The organism is Streptomyces sp. NRRL S-337, from assembly GCF_000720175.1.
GTDB classification, from domain to species: Bacteria; Actinomycetota; Actinomycetes; order Streptomycetales; family Streptomycetaceae; genus Streptomyces; species Streptomyces siderophoricus.
This window is the reverse complement of the sequence record NZ_JOIX01000010.1, coordinates 68,023-86,031: the sequence shown is the minus strand read 5'-3', so window position 1 is coordinate 86,031 and position 18,009 is coordinate 68,023. Positions and strand designations below refer to the sequence as shown.

Below are 18,009 nucleotides of genomic sequence, written 5' to 3'. Positions count from 1 at the left end.
TCCTAGCGAGGGGACATGAAGACCTCTTCATACGTTCCTGGTGCCCGTCAAGGGTTTCGGCCCGCGTCCTCCCGCACCATGTCCGCGCACTTCTCGCCGATCATCATGGTGGTGATGCAGGGGTTGACGGTGACGAGTTCGGGCATGACCGAGCCGTCCGCGACCCGGAGGCCCGTGACGCCCTTGACCCGCAGCCGGGCGTCGAGGGGTGCCATGGCGTCGTCGGCGGCGCCCATCTTCACCGTGCAGGAGGGGTGGTAGACGGTGTTGTGGGTGGTGCGGATGTAGTCGAGGAGTTCGTCGTCGGTGTGGACGTCGGGGCCGGGGGCGAGTTCGGCGCCGGTCCAGTCGGCGAGGGCGGGGCGGGCGGCGATCTCCCGGGCCAGCCGCAGGCCGTGGGTCATGACCCGGATGTCGTGCTCGTGGGTGAAGTAGCGCGGGTCGACCCTGGGCTTGTCGCGGAAGTCGCGGGTGCGGAGCCGGACGGTGCCGCGGGAGCGGGCGCGGGTGACGTTCGGGGTGAGACAGAAGGCGTTCTCGGAGGTGGGGTAGCCGTGCCGGGCGGTGTTCAGGTCGAAGGGCACCGAGCCGTAGTGGAACATCAGGTCCGGGCGGTCGAGGCCGGGTTCGGTGTCGGCGAAGATGCCGATCTCCCACCACTGGTTGGAGGCGGTGACCATGGGCTGTTTCGCCTGCCACATGATGACGCCCTCGGGGTGGTCCTGGAGGTTCTCGCCGACGCCGGGTGAGTGGACGCGGACGTCGATGCCGATGTCGCGGAGGTGGTCGGCGGGGCCGATGCCGGAGAGCATCAGCAGTTTGGGGGTGTCGATGGAGCCGCAGGAGACGATGGTTTCGCGGCGGGCGCGGACGGTGCGGGTGTGGAGCAGGTCGGGGTCGAGGTAGGCGACGCCGGTGCAGCGCCGGTCGTCGTCGATGAGGAGGTGTTTGGCGCGGATGCCGGTGCGTACGGTGAGGTTGGGGCGGTTGCCCATGACGGGGTGCAGGTAGGCGACCGAGGAGGACTGGCGGATGTTGTTCTCGTCGGAGTTGATCTGGAACCAGTGGGCGCCGCGGAGGACGGTGCGGCCGGTGTTGAAGGGTGTGGTGGGGATGCCGTTCTGGGCGCAGGCTTCGAGGAGGGCGGTGCCGCAGGGGTCGGTGGGTTTGATGGTGCGCAGGGTGACCGGGCCGGTGCGGCCGTGGTGGTCGCCGGGCGCGTCGTTGTTCTCCAGGCGGCGGTAGAGCGGGAAGGTGTCGCGGGCGCCCCAGCCGGTGGCGCCGCCCGCTTCCCAGCCGTCGAGGTCCTCGGCGGGTGCCCAGAAGGCGATGCAGGAGTTGTGCGAGGAGCAGCCGCCGAGGACCTTGGCGCGGGCGTGCCGCATGAAGCTGTTGCCGTTCTCCTGGGGTTCGACCGGGTAGTCCCAGTCGTAGCCGGATTCCAGCAGTGCCATCCAGCGTTCCAGGCGCAGGATGTTGTCGTCGCCGACGTCGCTGGGTCCGGCTTCGAGGACGCAGACGGTGACGGTGGGGTCCTCGCTGAGGCGGGCGGCGACGACGTTTCCCGCGGTGCCGCCGCCGACGACGACGTAGTCGAACTCCGCGTTTTCCATGGGGTGTTGTCCTCCCGGGGCAGGGCGGTCAGTCGGTGGCGGTGAGGTGGGGGTCGGTGGTGCCGGTGGTGCCGGTCGCGGTGTGGTCGGTGGTGGCGGCGTGTTCGGCGAGGACGCCGGTGCGGTGCCGTTGGACGCACCAGTAGTAGGCGAAGCCGCCGACGGCGACGGCGCCGACGAACAGCACGGCTCCGTAGCGCAGGTACCAGTGGTGCGGCGGGGTGGCGTTGTAGACGGCGTCGCGGGGCCAGGCGAGGTTGACGATCATGCCGGCGCCCCAGAGGACGGCGAGGACGTTGACCGGCAGGCCCCAGCGGCCCAGGGTGAACCGTCCGCCGCCGGCCGGCGTCCAGCGGCCGCGGAGTCTGGCGATCAGCATCGGGGCGGTGACCAGCAGGTAGGCCAGGTAGATCATGATGATGCCGATGCTGGTGACGACGGAGAAGATCTGCGGCTGGCGGATGTTGAGGAGCAGCACGCCGAGGGAGAGCGCCCCGACGATGACCGCGGGCAGGACCGGGGTCCGGAAGCGCGGGCTGACCTTGGCCATGAGGGAGGCGGCGGGGAGGTTGTTGTCGCGGGCCATGGCGAACGCCAGTCGGATGGCGGCGGTGTGCACGGCGAGCGCGCAGACGGTGACCGCGATGAGGACGCACCACAGCATGGCCTTGCCGCCGGTGTCGCCCAGGACGTCGAGGACGACGTACTGGAGCCCGTCGGTGGTCAGTCCCTTACCGTTCAGGCTGCTCACGCTCATCATGGCGAGCAGCAGGATGAGTCCGCCGAGCACGAACGAGGCGATCAGGGCGCGGAGGATGGCGCGGGGTGCGTTGCGGGAGGGGTCGAGGGATTCCTCGCCGAGTGAGGCGGCGGTGTCGAAGCCGTACATGACGTAGGCGGAGGCCAGCGAGGCGGTGAGGAAGGCGCCGAGGTAGCCGAGGGGCTGGCCGGCGCCGGCGTGGTGGGTCTGGAGGACGACGTCCGGGCCGCGGACGACGTGGACGGCGAACAGCACGATCAGCACGACGGTGGCGAACAGTTCGATGAAGACGCCGGCGGTGTTGATGCGGGCCATGAGTGTGACGCCGAAGGCGTTGACGAGGGTGGTGAAGAGGATCAGTACGGCGGCGAGGAGGACGCCGTTGGTGGCGGTGTCGTAGGTGCCGGTGCCGTCGCCGATGAACTGGAAGGCGGCGGAGATCTTCGGCAGGGTGAGCTGGTAGGCGAGGGCCACGGCGGAGAGCGAGACGATGGAGGCGACCAGCATCATCCAGCCGGCCAGCCAGCCGATGTGCGGGTTGCCGAGTTTCTTGGCCCAGTTGTAGACGGAGCCGGCGACGGGGTGGCGGGCGGCGAGTTCGGCGAAGGACAGGGCGATCATCAGCTGGCCGGCGAAGACGAGGGGCCAGGACCACCAGTAGGCGGGTCCGCCGATGCCGTAGCCGAAGTAGAAGAGCTGGAAGGTGCCGGTGAGGATGGAGATGTAGCTGATGCCGGCGGCGAAGGTGTGGAAGTTGCCGAGGGTGCGTTGGAGTTCGGGGCGGTAGCCGAATTCGGTGAGTCCGGTGTCGTCCGGTTCGGTGCCGGTGGCCGGCGGGGCGGTTTCCGGCTGTGCCGCGGTTCTTGCCGATGGTGCGTCGGGTAAGCTCAAGGGCCTTCCTCCTCAGTCGAACCAGTGCACCGGCGCGGGTGCCGTGTTGCGCCAGATGTGTTTGGTTTCCCGGTACTCCGCCAGGCCGCCGGGGCCGAGTTCCCGGCCGGTGCCGGACTGTTTGAAGCCGCCCCACTCGGCCTGCGGGAGGTAGGGGTGGTAGTCGTTGATCCATACGGTGCCCAGGCGCAGCGCGGCGGCGACGCGGTCGGCGCGTGCCTGGTCGGTGGTCCAGACGGCGCCGGCGAGTCCGTAGACGGTGTCGTTGGCGAGCCGTACCGCTTCGTCCTCGTCGGTGAAGCGTTCGACGGTCAGCACGGGCCCGAAGGACTCCTCGCGCACCACGGTCATCGCGGCCCGGCAGTCGTCCAGGACGGTGGGCAGGTAGTAGTGGCCGTCGGCGAGTCGGGGGTCGTCGGGGCGGGTGCCGCCGCAGCGGAGCACCGCGCCCTCGGCGATTCCGGTGGCGACGTAGGCCTCGACCTTGGCGCGGTGGGCGGCGGAGATCAGCGGTCCGGTGCGGGCGTGGGCGTCGAAGGGGCCGCCGGGCCGGATCAGCCGGGCCCGGCGCACGATCTCGTCGACGAAGCGGTCGTGCAGGGTGTCCTCGACGAGCAGCCGGGCGCCGGCCGAGCAGACCTGTCCGGAGTGCAGGAAGACGGCCGTCAGGGCGTGGTCGACGGCGGTGTCGAAGTCGGTGTCGGCGAAGACGATGTTGGGGTTCTTGCCGCCGAGTTCGAGGGCGACGCGTTTGACGGTGCCGGCCGCCGCGGCCATGATGCGCCGGCCGGTGAGCAGCCCGCCGGTGAAGGAGACCATGTCGACGTCGGGGTGGTCGGTGAGGGGGGCGCCGGCTTCGGGGCCGGTGCCCAGGACGAGGTTGGCGACGCCGTCGGGGAGTTGGGCCTCCTGGAGCAGGCGCATCAGGTGGAGGGCGGTGTGCGGGGTGAGTTCGCTGGGTTTCAGTACGAAGGTGTTTCCCGCGGCCAGGGCCGGTGCGACTTTCCAACCGGTCTGCAGCAGCGGGTAGTTCCAGGGGGTGATCAGGGCGCAGACGCCGATGGGTTCGTGGACGATGCGGCTGTCGACGCCGGGGGTGCCGGGGTCGGGCAGCCGGCCGTCCTCGGTGCCGGCCAGGCGTCCGAAGTAGCGGAAGCAGGCGGCGACGTCGTCGATGTCGGTTTCGCTCTCGGCCAGGCGTTTTCCGGTGTCGAGGGATTCGGCGCGGGCGAGGGCGGCCCGGTCGCGTTCGAGGAGGCCGGCGACGCGGAGCAGCAGGTCGCCGCGGGTGGCGGCCGGGGTGGTGGGCCAGGGTCCATGGTCGAAGGCGTGGCGGGCGGCGGCGATCGCGTCGGCGGTGTCCTTGCCGCCGCCCTCGTCGACGACGGCGACGAGGCTGCCGTCGGCGGGGCAGCGGATCTCGCGGGTCCGTTCGTCCCGGGGTGTGGTCCATCGGCCGCCGATGAACAGGTCAGGCACCGTCGGCTCCCAACTGCTCAAGGAGCCAGCTGTGGAAGATGCCGATGTGGTGTTCGGTGGGGACGAGGACGCCGCCGGAGCGGTAGGCGCGGGACGACATGGCGGGCTGGGTGCGTTCGCAGGCGGCGAAGTCCTGGGCGTTGACGCGGTGGAAGAGTTCGACGGACCTGGAGACGTCGGCGCCGGAGGCGATGACGTCCGGTGCGTAGAGCCAGTCGCATTCGACGACCGTGCGGTCCTCGGCCAGCGGGAACATGCGGTGCAGGATGACGTGGTCGGGCACGAGGTTCACGAAGACGGTGGGTTTGACGGTGAGGGCGTAGTAGCGGCGGTCCTGGTCGTCGGAGACGTCGGGGAGTTTGCCGAAGCCCTCGCTGCCGTCGACGGTGAAGCCCTTGACGCCGTCGCCGAACTCCGCGCCGTGGCCGACGTAGTACTGGGCGGCGTAGCCGTCGGCGAATTCCGGGAGGACTTCGGTGAGTTCGGGGTGGATGGTGGCGCAGTGGTAGCACTCCATGAAGTTCTCGACGATGAGTTTCCAGTTGGCCCGTACGTCGTAGGTGAGGCGTTTGCCGAGGGCGAGGTGTTCGGTGCCGTAGTGGTCGATGGCGGCCGTGTCGCCGAGCCGTTCGACGGCCGCGCCGATCACGGTGTCCTCGAACGACGGGGGTTCGTCGGCCAGGCACACCCAGGCGTAGCCGAGCCATTCGCGCAGCGCGACGGTGACGAGGCCGTAGGTGGTGCGGTCGACGTCGGGCATCTTGGTGAGGTTGGGGGCGGCGATCAGCTTGCCGTCGAGGTCGTAGGTCCAGGCGTGGTAGGGGCATTGGAGGGTGCGGCGGACCTGGCCTTCGGTCTCGGTGCAGAGGCGGGCGCCGCGGTGCCGGCAGACGTTGAGGAAGGCGCGCAGGTGGCCGGTGCGGGAGCGGGTGATCAGGACGTTCTCGCGGCCGACCTGGACGGTGCGGAAGGCTCCGGGCCGGTCGAGGTCGGCGGAGCGGACGGCGCAGAACCACATGCGCTCGAAGATGCGCTCTTGTTCGGTGCGGAAGAGCGCGGGGTCGGTGTAGTAGTGGCCGGGGAGCGTGGCGATGAGGCTTGGTGGCAGGGGGAGCGTCGTCACGGGCGGACTCCTCGGTCGGCGGGCGCGGCGGCGGGGCGGCGCGGGTCGAACAGCTCGGTGGGGTGCTCGGTGGTGCCGGTCGGCGCGTGGTCGGCGAGGATCTCCTGGTGGGCGGCGGCGCTGCGGATGCCGCCGGGGCCGGGGGCGGTGGTGTCGTGGGGCGGTGACACGGGCGTCTCCTAGCGGCGGATGCGGGTCATCTTCGGGTCGAACAGCGGCTCTTCGGCGACGGTGGCGGGGAGCTTCTCGCCGAAGTACTCGATGTGTACGCCGGTGCCGGTGGTGAGGTGGGCCGGCAGCCAGGCGTAGGCGACGCAGCGGCCGAGGGTGTGGCCGTAGGCGGCGCTGGTGACGTGGCCGGCGGGCGCCCCGTCGACGAGGACGGGTTCCTTGCCGAGGACGACGGCGGCCGGGTCGCCGAGGAGCAGGGGGGTCAATTTCCTTTGTGGGGGCGGCAGTTGTTCGAGGGCGGTGCGGCCGAGGAAGTCGCCGCGGTCCATGCGGACGGCGAAGCCGAGCCCGGCTTCGTACGGGGTGTGTTCCTCGGTCATGTCGTGGCCCCAGGAGCGGTAGCCCTTCTCCAGGCGCAGGCTGTTGAAGGCCGACCGGCCGGCCGCGATGACGCCGTGCTGCGCTCCGGCTTCCCAGAGGGTGTCCCAGAGGCGGAGGCCCAGGTCGGCGGTGGTGTAGAGCTCCCAGCCGAGCTCGCCGACGTAGCTGAGGCGCAGGGCGGTGACGGGGACGTGGCCGAGGTAGGTGTCCTTGGCGCGGAAGTAGCCGAACGCCTCGTGGGAGAAGTCGTCGCGGGTCAGCGGCTGGACCAGGTCGCGGGCGAGCGGGCCCCATACGCCGATGCAGCAGGTGCCGGAGGTGATGTCGCGAAGGTGCACATCGGCGGGTGCGTGGCGTTGCAACCAGGCGAGGTCCGCGGGTGAGTTGGCGCCGACCTGGAAGCGGTCGGGGGCGAGCCGGGCCACGGTGAGGTCCGAGCGGATGCCGCCCTTGTGGTCGAGAAGCAGGGTGTATGTCACCGCGCCCGGCTTCTTCGCGAGGTTGTTGGTGGTCATGCGCTGGAGGAAGGCGAGCGCGCCGGGGCCGGTGACCTCCAGGCGGCGCAGCGGGGTCATGTCGTACAGGGCGACCCGCTCGCGGGTGGCCTTCGCCTCGGCGGCGGCGATGGGTGACCAGTGGCGGGCCGACCAGGGGTCGCGTTGCGGGGTGTCGGTGACGAGGTGGGCGTTGGCGTCGAACCAGTGCGGGCGTTCCCAGCCTCCGCCTTCCAGGAAGTGGGCGCCGAGTTCCTGCTGGCGGGTGTGGAAGGGGCTGACGCGCAGTGGGCGCGGCTGTTCCATGGGCTGGAGGGGGTGGATGACGTCGTAGACCTCGATGAACTGCTGGGAGCCGCGGTCGTGGACGTAGGCGGGGGAACGCTGGGCCTCCTCGAAGCGGTGCAGGTCGCATTCGTGCAGGTCGGTCGTGGCGTGGCCGTCGACCATCCATTCGGCGACGGCCTTGGCGACGCCGGCGGAGTGGGTCACCCATACGGCCTCGGCGAGCCAGAAGCCGCTGAGTGTGCCGGATTCGCCGAGGAGCGGCATGCCGTCGGGGGTGAAGGAGAAGACGCCGTTGAAGCCCTCCTCGATGTCGGTGTCGCGCAGGGCGGGCATCAGCCGGCGGGCGTCCTCCCAGCTCGGGGCCCAGTCCTCTGCGGTGAACGGGAACGAGGACGGCATGTCCATGTTGCGGGCGCGTGCCTCGTCGTAGGGGAGGACGGTGAACGGGTCGACGGGCAGCGGTCGGTGGGCGTAGCTGCCGATGCCGATGCGGTCGGTGTGCTCGCGGAAGTACAGGTCGCGGTCCTGGAAGCGGAGGATGGGCTTCGAGGCTTCGGTGCGGGGGTCGTTGGCGCCGGCGAGTTCCGGCAGCGGCTTGGTCTTCGCGTACTGGTGGGCGAGCGGGAGGAGGGGGACGTCGACGCCGGCCATGCGGCCGATCACCGGGCCCCAGAAGCCGGCCGCGGAGACGACGTGGGTGGCGGGGAAGGTGCCGCGGTCGGTGATCACGCCGGTGACGCGGCCGTCGGTCTGCTCGATGCCGGTGACGGTGTGGCGGTCGAGGAAGCGGGCGCCGCGCCGGTGTGCGCGCGCCGTCTGGGCGCGGGCGGCGAGGACGGCGCGGGCCAGGCCGTCGTCGGGGGTGTGGAAGCCGCCGAGGATCATCGATGTGTCGAGGAGGGGCCAGAGTTCCTTGCAGCGGCGGGGGGAGACCAGTTCGCCGCGTACGCCCCAGGAGGCGGCCCAGCCGGCCTTGCGGTGCAGGTCGGCCCAGCGTTCGGGGGTGGTGGCGAGTTCCAGGCCGCCCACCGGGTTGAAGCAGGAGCGGCCGTCCGCCTGGAGGGCGGAGAACTTCTCGACCGTGTAGCGGGCGAAGCCGGTCAGGGTCTTGGAGGGGCTGGTCTGGAAGACCAGGCCGGGGGCGTGGGAGGTGGAGCCGCCGGGGGCGGGCAGGGGGCCCTGGTCGAGGACGGTGACGTCGGTCCAGCCGCGGGCGGTGAGTTCGTCGGCGAGGGAGCAGCCGACGATGCCGGCGCCGATGATGACGACGCGGGCGTCAGTGGTGGGGTGTGTGGGGGTCACAGGACCACCACCGATCGCAGGACCTCGCCGCGGTGCATCTTCTCGAAGGCGGATTCGACCTCATCGAGGGTGATCCGCTCGGTGACGAAGCCGTCGAGGTCGAGGCGTCCGCCGAGGTGGCGGTCGATGAGGACGGGGAAGTCGCGGCTGGGCAGGCAGTCGCCGTACCAGGAGGACTTCAGGGCGCCGCCGCGGCCGAAGAGGTCGATGAGCGGCAGTTCGATGGTCATGTCCGGTGCGGGGACGCCGACTTGGACCAGGGTGCCGGCCAGGTCGCGCATGTAGAAGGCCTGCCGGTAGGTCTCGGGGCGGCCGACGGCGTCGATCACGACGTCCGCGCCGTGTCCGCCGGTGAGTTCCCGGACGGCCTCGACGGGGTCGGTGCGGCGGGAGTTGACGGTGTGGGTGGCGCCGAAGCGGGTGGCGCCGTCGAGTTTGCGTTCGTCGATGTCGACGGCGATGACCCGGCGGGCCCCGGCGATCGAGGCGCCGGCGATCGCGGCGTTGCCGACGCCGCCGCAGCCGATGACGGCGACGGTGTCGCCGCTGCCCACCTGCCCGGTGTGGACGGCGGCGCCGTAGCCGGCCATCACGCCGCAGCCGATGAGTCCGGCCGCTTCGGGCCGGGCGGCCGGGTCGACCTTGACCGCCTGTCCGGCGGCGACCAGGGTCTTCTCGGCGAAGGCGCCGATGCCGAGGGCAGGGGTGAGCGGGCTGCCTCCCCCAGACTTCGTCCGGGAGGTGCCCCCAGCGAGGGTCATGGCCTGGGTGGCGTTGCGGGAGTCGAAGCAGTACCAGGGGCGGCCGCGGCGGCAGGACCGGCAGGTGCCGCAGGGGGCGCGCCAGGCGAGTACGACGAAGTCGCCCGGGGCAAGATCGGTGACGCCGGGGCCGACGGCTTCGATGATTCCGGCGGCCTCGTGGCCCAGGAGGAAGGGGAATTCGTCGTTGATCGCGCCGTCCCGGTAGTGCAGGTCGGTGTGGCAGACTCCGCAGGCCTGTACGGCGACGAGTGCCTCGCCCGGGCCGGGATCCGGCACCAGGATCGTCCGGAGTTCGACGGGTGCGCCTTGTTTCGCCGCGACGACGGCATGGACTTCGTGTGGCATGCCCTACCCCTCAGTGTTGCGCAGTGCACGACTGGTTGCGCGATGAGAGACATAGTGGGAAGGCCGTCTCGGCACCGTCAAGGGGTGCGGGCCAGCTGTTCGTAAATGGCTCATCCGGCGTCCGGACACGGCGGCGGGGCCGGAGCTGTGTGCCCCGGCCCCGCCGCCGTGATCTGCCCGTCAGTGGCTCAACAGGCGTACCCCATACGGCGGGAGAGCTCCTCGGCCGCGGAGACGGTGCCCTTGACGACCTCGGGCAGCCGCTCGTCGTCCAGCCGGTACGCGGGCACGGACACGCTGATCGCCCCGATCACCGAGCCGTCGTGCGCGCGCACCGGTGCCGCGACCGCGCGCAGCCCCAGCTCCAGTTCCTCGACCGCCGTCGCGAAACCGCGTTCGACGACTTCCTTGAGCTCGCGGCGCAGTTCCTCGGCCGAGGTGACCGTGCGCTCGGTGAGCCGCGGCAGTTTCCGGCCGAGGACGGCGTCCTGGACCGGTGCCGGCTGGTAGGCCAGCAGCGCCTTGCCGCTGGAGGTGGCGTGCAGCGGCGTGCGCCGGCCGAGCCAGTTCTGCGCGGTGACCGAGGCCGGGCCGCGGGCCTGCATGATGTTCACCGCGGCGTCGCTCTCCAGCACCGCGATGTTGACGGTCTCCCCGAGTTCGTCGGCCAGTTGCCGGCAGACCGCCGCGCCCTCCTGGGAGATGTCCAGCCGGACGGCGGCGGCGCCGGCCAGCCGCAGCACTCCGGCCGCGAGGAAGTACTTGCCGCGCTCCTGCTCCTGGCCGACCAGGCCGCGGCTCTCCAGCACGCCGAGCAGCCGGAACGCGGTCGATTTGTGGACGCCGAGTTCGTCGGCGACCTCGGTCACCCCGGCCTCGCCGTGCCGGGCGAGGATCTCCAGAACGGTCACCGCGCGGTCCACCGACTGCACGGCGCTGGCGGGTCCCTTCGGCGGCCTGCCGTCCGTCCGCCCCTCCACGATGTCCGTCATGTGTTGGTTCTCACCACCTGGCCACCCGGTCGCGGGTCCGAATCTGAACGGTCGGCAATTCCGGGAGGCGCTTGACGCGCCCGTCCCCGGTCTGGATTCTGTTGCGCATAGCGCTCCATCGTGCGCAACGCGAAACTCGATGATACCGAAGAGTAACAGGGGGGTCCTGTGATTCCTGTCTGCCACCTGGCCGACCTGCCCGCAGGCGAGTCCGTACGCATCGACACCGCACCTCCGATCGCCGTCTTCAACGCCGACGGGCAGCTGTACGCCATCGACGACACCTGCACCCACCAGGACGCCTCGCTCGCCGACGGCTGGCTGGAGGGGTGTCTGGTCGAATGCCCATTGCACGCGGCTTCATTCGATCTCCGCACCGGTGCGCCCACCTGCCTGCCCGCCCGCCGGGCCGTGCGGACCCATCCGGTGACCGTCGAGGACGGCATGATCTACGTGCACCACGTCGCCGAGGAGGGCACCGCCGCATGAAGTCGGTCGCTGTCATCGGGGCCTCACTGGCGGGCCTGTACACCGCCCGGGCCCTGCGCGCCGAGGGGTTCGACGGCCGGCTGGTCATCGTCGGGGACGAGCACCACCGCCCCTACGACCGGCCGCCGCTGTCCAAGGACTTCCTCACCGGCACCACCGGCCAGGACCCACTCGCCCTGACCGACGCCGAGGAGACCGCCGAACTCGACGCCGAGTGGCTGCTCGGCACCCGGGCCACCGGCCTGGACACCGCCGCCGGCGCGGTACTGCTGGATCATGGCCGGCCGCTGACCACCGACGGCGTCGTCCTGGCCACCGGCGCCGGCCCGCGCCGCCTCCCCGGCCCGGCGCCCGCCGGAACCCACACCCTGCGCACCCTCGACGACGCCCGCGCGCTGCGCGCCGACCTGACCCGGGGCCCGGTCCGCGTCGTCGTCATCGGCGCCGGATTCATCGGGGCCGAGGTCGCCTCCTCCTGCGCCGCGCTCGGCCATGACGTCACCGTGGTCGAGGCCGCCCCGCTCCCGCTCCTGCCGCAACTCGGCGAGCAGATGGCCCGGCTCTGCACCGCGCTGCACGCGGCCCACGGCGTCACCCTGCTGACCGGCACGGGCGTGGCCGGCCTGCACGGCGCCGGCGCCGACCCCCGCGTCACGTCGGTCGAACTGGCCGACGGCCGCCACCTGCCCGCCGACGTGGTGGTGGTCGGCATCGGCGTCCGACCACACACCGACTGGCTCGCCTCGTCCACACTGCCCCTCGACGACGGCGTGGTCTGCGACGCCGGCTGCGTCACCGCGCTGCCCAACGTCGTCGCGGTCGGCGACGTCGCCAGGGTGGCCGGCGTCCGGGCCGAGCACTGGACCAGCGCGACCGAACAGGCCACGGTCGCCGCCCGGAACCTCCTCGCCGGCCGTACGGTCACCACCCACCAGGCCCTCCCCTACTTCTGGTCCGACCAGTACGGCGTCCGCCTCCAGTTCGCCGGCCGCCGCGGACCCCATGACACCCCGCGGATCCTCGAAGGCTCCCCCGACGACCGCAGCTTCCTCGCCTGCTACGAACGCGACGGCCGCACCACCGCGGTGCTCGCCCTCAACCGCCCCCGCCCCTTCATGCGACACCGCCGCGAACTCGCCCGCGCCGCCCAGCCCCTGTGACACCGGCGCGGACTCCCTGGTCACGCTGGTGCGCCTGTGGCACACGAGGTTAGGTTTCCCCTACCAACCGTGACGTATGGAGGAGCAGGCCTGTGATCGCGCACGACGAGGTGTTCATCCAAGGACGCTGGCGACCTGCGGTCGGAACGGATTCCATCGAGGTCGTCAACCCCGCCGACGAGCAGGTCATCGGGACCGTTCCGGCCGGTTCCGCGGCCGACGTCGACGCCGCGGTCGACGCGGCCCGAGCGGCCCTTCCCGGCTGGGCGGCCACCGCCCCCGGCCGCCGTGCCGCTTTACTGGCCGCGTTGTCCGACGAACTCACCGCCCGGCAGGACGACATGGCCGCGCTCATCACCGCCGAGGTGGGTACCACCATCGGCTTCTCCCGGAGGGTGCAGGCCGGTCTTCCCGTCACCGTGACGCGCCTGCACGCCGACTTGGTGGCCGACTTCGCCTTCGAGGAGCAGGTGGGCAACTCCCTTGTGCTGCTGGAGCCCGTCGGAGTCGTCGGCGCCATCACCCCGTGGAACTACCCGCTGCACCAGATCGTCTGCAAGGTCGTGCCCGCACTCGCCGCCGGCTGCACGGTCGTGCTGAAACCCGCGGAACTGACCCCGCTGTCGGCCCAGATGTTCACCGAGTGCGTCGCGGCCGCGGGCTTCCCCGCGGGAGTCTTCAACCTCGTCACCGGCACGGGCCCGGAAGCCGGGGAGGCACTGGTGCGCCACCCCGGGGTCGACATGATCTCGTTCACCGGTTCCACGGCTGTCGGCAAGCACATCGGGTCCGTTGCCGGCGCCGCGGTGAAACCCGTCGCTCTTGAGCTCGGCGGGAAGTCCGCCAATGTCATCCTCCCCGGAGCCGACCTCGCCCAGGCCGTCCGCGCCAACGTCGCCGACGTCATGCGCAACGCCGGGCAGTCCTGCAACGCCTTGACGCGCACGCTGGTGTGTGCCGATGACTACGAAGAGGCGGTGCGCATCGCCGTCAAGGAAATCGCCGCCTACCGTCCCGGTGATCCGGCCGATCCCGATTGCCGCCTGGGTCCGGTGGCCAGCGGCGCCCAGCGGGACAGGGTTCGCGACCACATCCGCAGGGGCCTGGCGGAAGGCGCCCGTCTTGCCGCGGGTGGCCCCGAGGTTCCTGAAGGCCGCGACAAGGGCTTCTACATCCGTCCTACCGTCTTCGCCGACGTCACTCCCGACATGAGCATCGCGCGGGAAGAGATCTTCGGCCCCGTGCTCGCGTTCATGAGATACGAGGACGAGGAGGACGCCCTGCGCATCGCCAATGACTCCGACTACGGTCTCGCGGGGTCCGTCTGGGCGGCCGATCGGCAACGGGCGATCGCCTTCGCGCGCGCGATGCAGTGTGGCCAGGTGACCGTCAACGGCGGCGCGTACAACCCCCTCGCCCCCTTCGGCGGATACCGGCGATCAGGCGTCGGACGAGAACTCGGCACGCACGGTCTGAGGGAATTCCTGCAGACGAAGTCGCTCCAGCTGTAGGACCGTTGACCGGGCGAACGCCTGCCTCGTACCACGCACGGAGCGCCCGTGGGCGACTGCGAGGCAGGCGGTTCCAGGAGCACCTCCGGCCGGGCGGACCGGCCCGGGGAGGTCCCGCGGTCAGGCGCCCTTGAGCTGGCGGGTGGCGGCGTCGACGGTCTGGGTGAGGAGGGTGGCGATGGTCATGGGGCCGACGCCGCCGGGGACCGGGGTGATCAGGGAGGCGCGGGTGGCGGCCGAGTCGAAGTCGACGTCGCCGACGTTGCCCGGGTTGTAGCCGGCGTCGATGACGACCGCGCCGGGCTTGATGTGGTCGGCGGTGAGGAGGCGGGGCCGGCCGACCGCGGCGATCAGGACGTCGGCCTGGCGGGTGAGGGCGGCGAGGTCGGTGGTGCGGGAGTGGCAGTACGTGACGGTGGCGTTGCGGCCGAGCAGCAGCATCCCGACCGGCTTGCCGAGGATCGCGCTGCGGCCGACCACGACGGCGTGCTTGCCGGCCAGCTCGACGCCGTAGTGGTCGAGCAGCCGGAGGATTCCGCCGGGCGTGCAGGAGGCGAAGCCCTCGGCGCCGAAGCTCATGGTGGCGAAGGAGTGGTAGGTGACGCCGTCGACGTCCTTCTCGGGGGCGATGGCCTCGAAGGCGGCGCGCTCGTCGATGTGCGGGCCGACCGGGTGCTGGAGGAGGATGCCGTGCACCCCGGGGTCCTGGGAGAGCGCGGTGAGGGTGTCGACCAGTTCGCCGGTCGTGGTGGTGGCGGGCAGGGCCACGTGGCGGGAGCGGATGCCGGCCTTCTCGCAGCGGTTGCGCTTCATCCGGACGTAGGTCACCGAGGCGGGGTCCTCCCCCACCAGGACGGTCGCCAGGCAGGGGGCCTGGCCGGTCTGCTCGGTGAGGGCGGCGGCGCGCCCGGCGGCCTGCTCGACGATCCGTCGGGCCAGTGCGGTGCCGTCCATGAGGCGGGCGGTCGGGGACATCGGGTACTCCTGGGCGTCGTCGTGGATCGCCCAGGCGCGCGGCAGTGGCCGTGGTGGCCGGGCCGCTCCCCGGTGGTACTCCACCCAAGCGCCAGTCACGGCCCGGCGTCCACTCTAGACGACGGCCCACCCGTACGGGTGAGGGACCGCGGGGGCGCGGAGGGCGGGCGGGTCAGGTGGCTCCGTGCCCCGGTGCGGACAGCGGCGGGGTGGTGGGGGTGGTGGCCTCCCACTGGCTGAGGATGCCGTCCCAGTCGTGCTGGGCGGCGGTGATGGCGTTGGCGTCCCAGGTGGGGGGCGCGGAGGGCGCAGGCGGGGGTTCATACCCGGGGTACTCCTGGACGTCCTGGTATCCGGCGTAGTGCTCGTGCCCGTGCTGGAGGTGCTGACCGTTCTGGAGGGTCTGAACGGTCTGGGTGGTCTGGGTGTCGTGGGGGTGCTGGTGGGCCTGGTGGCTGTGGTGATTCTGCTGCTGGTGGGTGGCGTATTGGTGGTAGCCGGTGGACGTGGCCGAGGCGGTGTACTGGGCGTGGTGGGGGTGGGCCGTCGCGTAGGACTGGTACTGCTGGTACGGCTGCTGTTTCCAGGTGTCGTGTTCGTACTGGTCCCACGCGGGCCGGTCGGCGCGTTCGCGCCAGGCGGTCGGGCCGGTATCGGTCGGCGAGGAGGGCTGGAGGGTGGCCATTCTCCGGTGCCGGCCGGTGCGGTCGGGCGGCGCGGGCGGGGCGGGGCGGGTCTCCGTGGACAGTTGCTGGGCGCGGGCGACCAAGAGCCGTACGTCCAGGCCGAGTTCGGTGGCGAGTGCGGTGAGGTCGACCCCGGTGTGCCAGCTGGTCATCAGGACCGCGTCGAGGGCCGGCGCCCAGGCCGGGTCGTGGGTGACCGGGGACGCGCCGGTCTGTCCGGCGGTGCTGCCGGGCGTGGCCCCGGTGGGCGCGGGCCGGTCCGCCGCGGGGCGGTCCGTGGCGGCCGGTGCCGGTGCGGGCCGGGTGACGGTCGGCGCGGCGGCCGGCTGGGCGGGGGACGGCTCGCGTACCGTGGTCTGCTCCCGCGCCGGGGTCTGTTCGGCGAGCAGGCTCTTGGCGACCGCGCGGGCGTCGTCCTTGCCCACCGTGCGGCGGGCCAGCCGCACTTCGCGCTCGTCCAGGCCGAGCAGGTCGGCCACCACCGCGTCGCTGCCGACGGTCACGGCGAAGGCGGCCAGGGTCCGGGACCGGCGGGCCTCGGCCTCGTCGAGGAGTCCCTGCGTCCGGCGGACCTCGTCATCGCTGCTGCAAAACGCCTGTGCGAGTACCGCGTGGCGCTCCCACAACTCCCTCGGTTCCATGACAGCGACAACGTTCTTTCGTCCGGATTGGACCGCTTCCCGGACATAGATCACTGCATGAGGTGATATTCGAGGGGTTTAACCCCATGCCTCCGGGACTCCTGTGCGGGCAGCCGCAAAAATACGCAGTGACCCCAGGCCGGAAGAATCGTTTCTACGGCCATGAGCGCCCCCACCTCCGGCACCGTCGCAGGTCACGGTCACACGTTTCTCCCCCGTCCCGCGGCCACGCCACGCTGGATCACCGCGGAAATCGCCCGGCAGACCCCCGTCTACGCGGCGCTGGTGCGCCTGTGGACGGAGCGCGCGGCCACGGTACCCGGAGTCGCCGATCCTGAGTGGCAGCGGCTGGTCTCCTACCGGGCCCTGATGGAGGAGACCGAGACCGCGCTCACCGCGCTGCGGCCCCATCGTGCGCCGGACGTGCTGCCGCCCCGGCGGGCGGTGCCGGCGGCCCGGTCCGCGCACCAGGACGCCTGAGCCACCGCGGGCGGGACGCCGGGCGGGCGGACCGCGCGAGCGATCCGCGGTGTTGACGCCGGTCTCCGCGCGGCCGCCGGGCCTCACCGCAGGGTGTAGCCCCCGTCCGGGTAGAGCGTCGAGCCGGTCATGTAGCGGTTGGTGAAGAGGAACAGCACCGCGTGCGCGATCTCGTCCTCGGTGCCGAGCCGGTGCAGCAAGGTGTCCCTGCGGTACTGCGCGAAGGCGGCCTCGCGGTCCTGGGCCGGGCGCCCGGCCCACAGGTTGCCGTCGACGGTGCCGGGTGAGACGACGTTGACGCGGACCGGGGCGAGTTCGACGGCCAGGCCCCGGGCGAGTCCCTCGATCGCGGCGTTGCACGCGGCGTAGGCGGGGGCGGGCGCCGGCGGCCGGGCGCCCGCGGCGCCGGACATCAGCACCACCGAGCCGTCCTGGGACAGCAGCGGCGCCGCGTGCTTGGCGACGTGGTACTGGCCCCAGAACTTGGAGGTGAAGGGGCTCGCCGCGTCCTCGTCGCTGAGCTCCCGCATCGGGCCGACGCGATAGTCCGCGGCGGTGGTGAAGACGTGGTCGACGCGGTCGAGCGGGCCGAAGAAGGCGGCGACGGAACCGGGGTCGGTCACCTCGACCGGGTGCCAGTCGGCGGCGTCGCCGAGCGCGTCGGCCGCGGCCGCGAGCTTGTCGGGCGTACGGCCGCCGAGGACGACCCGGGCGCCGGCCGCGACGGCCTGGTGGGCGACGCGCAGCCCGATGCCGCTGGCGCCGCCGATGAGGACGACGATCCGGCCGCGCAGCTCGTCGCCCCGCGGCGGCTCTCCCGGGGGCGGCGGTGCGGCGCCGGGGGTGGTGGAGGGGAGCGGCATGGGCGGTCCTTTCCTCATCGGGTCCGGGCCCGGACCGGGCAGACGCATGATCAGGAATCCGAACGCCGCCCGCCTCCGGAACATTCCTCTCCGCTCACGTCATGATGCGGCCAGGAGCCGGAGCGCCGCCGCACGGCATCCGGGACGGCAGCCACCACGAACTGATGAGGGCTCAGATGTCGAAACCACCGCTTCCCGCGTCCGCCACCACGATGCTGGCCAAGCCCAACCCCTCGGTGATCACCACCCTGCGGTCCGACGGCCAGCCGGTGTCCACCGCGACCTGGTACCTCTGGGACGACGGCCGGGTGCTGGTCAACATGGACGAGGGCCGCAAGCGGCTCCAGCACCTGCGCGACGATCCGCGGGTGTCGCTGACCGTGCTCGACGAGGGCAACTGGTACACCCATCTGACCCTGATCGGGCGGGTGGCCGAGCTCCGGGACGACGAGCACCTGACCGACATCGACCGGCTGGCGCAGCGCTATCTGGGCAAGCCGTATCCGCAGCGGGACCGGCGCCGGGTCAGTGCCTGGATCGAGGTCGAGCGCTGGCACGGCTGGGGCAGCCTGAAGGACAGCAGCCAGGCCGGTTGAGGGCG

Annotated in this window: 16 protein-coding genes and 1 riboswitch; of the genes, 5 read left to right on the top strand and 11 right to left on the bottom strand. The window is 71.8% G+C overall.

The genetic code is table 11. The annotated features are described in order from the left end of the window. Positions 1-47: 47 nt before the first annotated feature. The 8 genes from IG62_RS0110400 to IG62_RS0110365 form a co-directional block, all read right to left on the bottom strand. Positions 48-1,613, bottom strand: coding sequence for a GMC family oxidoreductase (locus tag IG62_RS0110400; RefSeq protein ID WP_030800152.1), 1,566 nt, complete (start codon positions 1,611-1,613; stop codon positions 48-50). 28 nt (positions 1,614-1,641) lie between these two features. Beyond that, positions 1,642-3,264, bottom strand: coding sequence for an APC family permease (locus IG62_RS0110395; protein ID WP_078871911.1), 1,623 nt, complete (start codon positions 3,262-3,264; stop codon positions 1,642-1,644). Positions 3,265-3,276: 12 nt separating this feature from the next. Next, positions 3,277-4,743, bottom strand: a complete 1,467-nt coding sequence (locus tag IG62_RS0110390; RefSeq protein ID WP_030800148.1) for an aldehyde dehydrogenase family protein — start codon at positions 4,741-4,743, stop codon at positions 3,277-3,279. Continuing rightward, positions 4,736-5,866, bottom strand: coding sequence for an aromatic ring-hydroxylating oxygenase subunit alpha (locus IG62_RS0110385; protein WP_030800147.1), 1,131 nt, complete (start codon positions 5,864-5,866; stop codon positions 4,736-4,738). Before IG62_RS0110385 ends, IG62_RS0110390 begins: the two co-directional genes overlap by 8 nt. Further along, entirely contained in the window at positions 5,863-6,036 is a 174-nt protein-coding gene (locus IG62_RS47115) for a hypothetical protein (RefSeq protein WP_158795014.1), read from the bottom strand. Before IG62_RS47115 ends, IG62_RS0110385 begins: the two co-directional genes overlap by 4 nt. Before the next feature lie 9 nt (positions 6,037-6,045). Continuing rightward, positions 6,046-8,502, bottom strand: a complete 2,457-nt coding sequence (locus IG62_RS0110375; protein ID WP_030800145.1) for a GcvT family protein — start codon at positions 8,500-8,502, stop codon at positions 6,046-6,048. Further along, positions 8,499-9,611: an S-(hydroxymethyl)mycothiol dehydrogenase gene (locus tag IG62_RS0110370; RefSeq protein ID WP_030800143.1), complete on the bottom strand. Its 1,113-nt coding sequence runs from the start codon at positions 9,609-9,611 to the stop codon at positions 8,499-8,501. Before IG62_RS0110370 ends, IG62_RS0110375 begins: the two co-directional genes overlap by 4 nt. A gap of 188 nt (positions 9,612-9,799) precedes the next feature. Then, on the bottom strand, positions 9,800-10,603 hold the full coding sequence (locus IG62_RS0110365) for an IclR family transcriptional regulator (protein ID WP_030800142.1): 804 nt from the start codon (positions 10,601-10,603) through the stop codon (positions 9,800-9,802). A 168-nt stretch (positions 10,604-10,771) separates the two neighbouring features. Here IG62_RS0110365 and IG62_RS0110360 point away from each other — a divergent pair, with 168 nt between their 5' ends. The 3 genes from IG62_RS0110360 to IG62_RS0110350 all read left to right on the top strand — a co-directional run bounded on the left by IG62_RS0110360 (position 10,772) and on the right by IG62_RS0110350 (position 13,763). After that, the gene (locus IG62_RS0110360) at positions 10,772-11,092 is read left to right on the top strand and encodes a bifunctional 3-phenylpropionate/cinnamic acid dioxygenase ferredoxin subunit (protein WP_030411057.1); all 321 of its coding nucleotides are present in this window, start codon (positions 10,772-10,774) and stop codon (positions 11,090-11,092) included. Beyond that, a complete protein-coding gene (locus IG62_RS0110355) occupies positions 11,089-12,252 on the top strand; it encodes an NAD(P)/FAD-dependent oxidoreductase (protein WP_030800139.1) in 1,164 nt (387 codons plus the stop codon). The genes IG62_RS0110360 and IG62_RS0110355 overlap by 4 nt, the downstream gene beginning before the upstream one ends. Positions 12,253-12,344: 92 nt before the next feature. Further along, positions 12,345-13,763, top strand: a complete 1,419-nt coding sequence (locus IG62_RS0110350) for an aldehyde dehydrogenase family protein (RefSeq protein ID WP_030800137.1) — start codon at positions 12,345-12,347, stop codon at positions 13,761-13,763. Positions 13,764-13,883: 120 nt separating this feature from the next. Here the strand turns inward: IG62_RS0110350 and IG62_RS0110345 are convergent, their stop codons facing one another. After that, the gene (locus IG62_RS0110345) at positions 13,884-14,738 is read right to left on the bottom strand and encodes a bifunctional 5,10-methylenetetrahydrofolate dehydrogenase/5,10-methenyltetrahydrofolate cyclohydrolase (protein WP_030800136.1); all 855 of its coding nucleotides are present in this window, start codon (positions 14,736-14,738) and stop codon (positions 13,884-13,886) included. Between the two features lie 21 nt (positions 14,739-14,759). Then, positions 14,760-14,847, bottom strand: a riboswitch (ZMP/ZTP riboswitch). A 63-nt stretch (positions 14,848-14,910) separates the two neighbouring features. After that, positions 14,911-16,065 (bottom strand): hypothetical protein, encoded by a 1,155-nt coding sequence (locus IG62_RS43145; RefSeq protein ID WP_158795013.1) that lies wholly within the window; start codon positions 16,063-16,065, stop codon positions 14,911-14,913. Positions 16,066-16,227: 162 nt separating this feature from the next. Between IG62_RS43145 and IG62_RS0110335 the strand changes: the two genes are divergently transcribed. Next, positions 16,228-16,545: a hypothetical protein gene (locus IG62_RS0110335; protein ID WP_030800131.1), complete on the top strand. Its 318-nt coding sequence runs from the start codon at positions 16,228-16,230 to the stop codon at positions 16,543-16,545. 83 nt (positions 16,546-16,628) lie between these two features. On the opposite strand, the gene IG62_RS0110330 is transcribed toward IG62_RS0110335, so the two are convergent. Further along, positions 16,629-17,408: an SDR family oxidoreductase gene (locus tag IG62_RS0110330; protein WP_078871910.1), complete on the bottom strand. Its 780-nt coding sequence runs from the start codon at positions 17,406-17,408 to the stop codon at positions 16,629-16,631. Positions 17,409-17,584: 176 nt separating this feature from the next. Between IG62_RS0110330 and IG62_RS0110325 the strand changes: the two genes are divergently transcribed. Further along, entirely contained in the window at positions 17,585-18,004 is a 420-nt protein-coding gene (locus tag IG62_RS0110325; RefSeq protein ID WP_030800124.1) for a PPOX class F420-dependent oxidoreductase, read from the top strand. Positions 18,005-18,009 lie beyond the last annotated feature (5 nt).

Excerpts from the sequence above, each read along its gene's own strand:
- IG62_RS0110400 (WP_030800152.1), bottom strand. The coding sequence starts at position 1,613 with ATGGAAAACGCGGAGTTCGACTACGTCGTCGTCGGCGGCGGCACCGCG.
- IG62_RS0110370 (WP_030800143.1), bottom strand. The coding sequence starts at position 9,611 with ATGCCACACGAAGTCCATGCCGTCGTCGCGGCGAAACAAGGCGCACCC.
- IG62_RS0110365 (WP_030800142.1), bottom strand. The coding sequence starts at position 10,603 with ATGACGGACATCGTGGAGGGGCGGACGGACGGCAGGCCGCCGAAGGGA.
- IG62_RS0110355 (WP_030800139.1), top strand. The coding sequence starts at position 11,089 with ATGAAGTCGGTCGCTGTCATCGGGGCCTCACTGGCGGGCCTGTACACC.
- IG62_RS0110345 (WP_030800136.1), bottom strand. The coding sequence starts at position 14,738 with ATGTCCCCGACCGCCCGCCTCATGGACGGCACCGCACTGGCCCGACGG.
- IG62_RS43145 (WP_158795013.1), bottom strand. The coding sequence starts at position 16,065 with ATGGAACCGAGGGAGTTGTGGGAGCGCCACGCGGTACTCGCACAGGCG.
- IG62_RS0110335 (WP_030800131.1), top strand. The coding sequence starts at position 16,228 with ATGAGCGCCCCCACCTCCGGCACCGTCGCAGGTCACGGTCACACGTTT.
- IG62_RS0110330 (WP_078871910.1), bottom strand. The coding sequence starts at position 17,408 with ATGCCGCTCCCCTCCACCACCCCCGGCGCCGCACCGCCGCCCCCGGGA.
- IG62_RS0110325 (WP_030800124.1), top strand. The coding sequence starts at position 17,585 with ATGTCGAAACCACCGCTTCCCGCGTCCGCCACCACGATGCTGGCCAAG.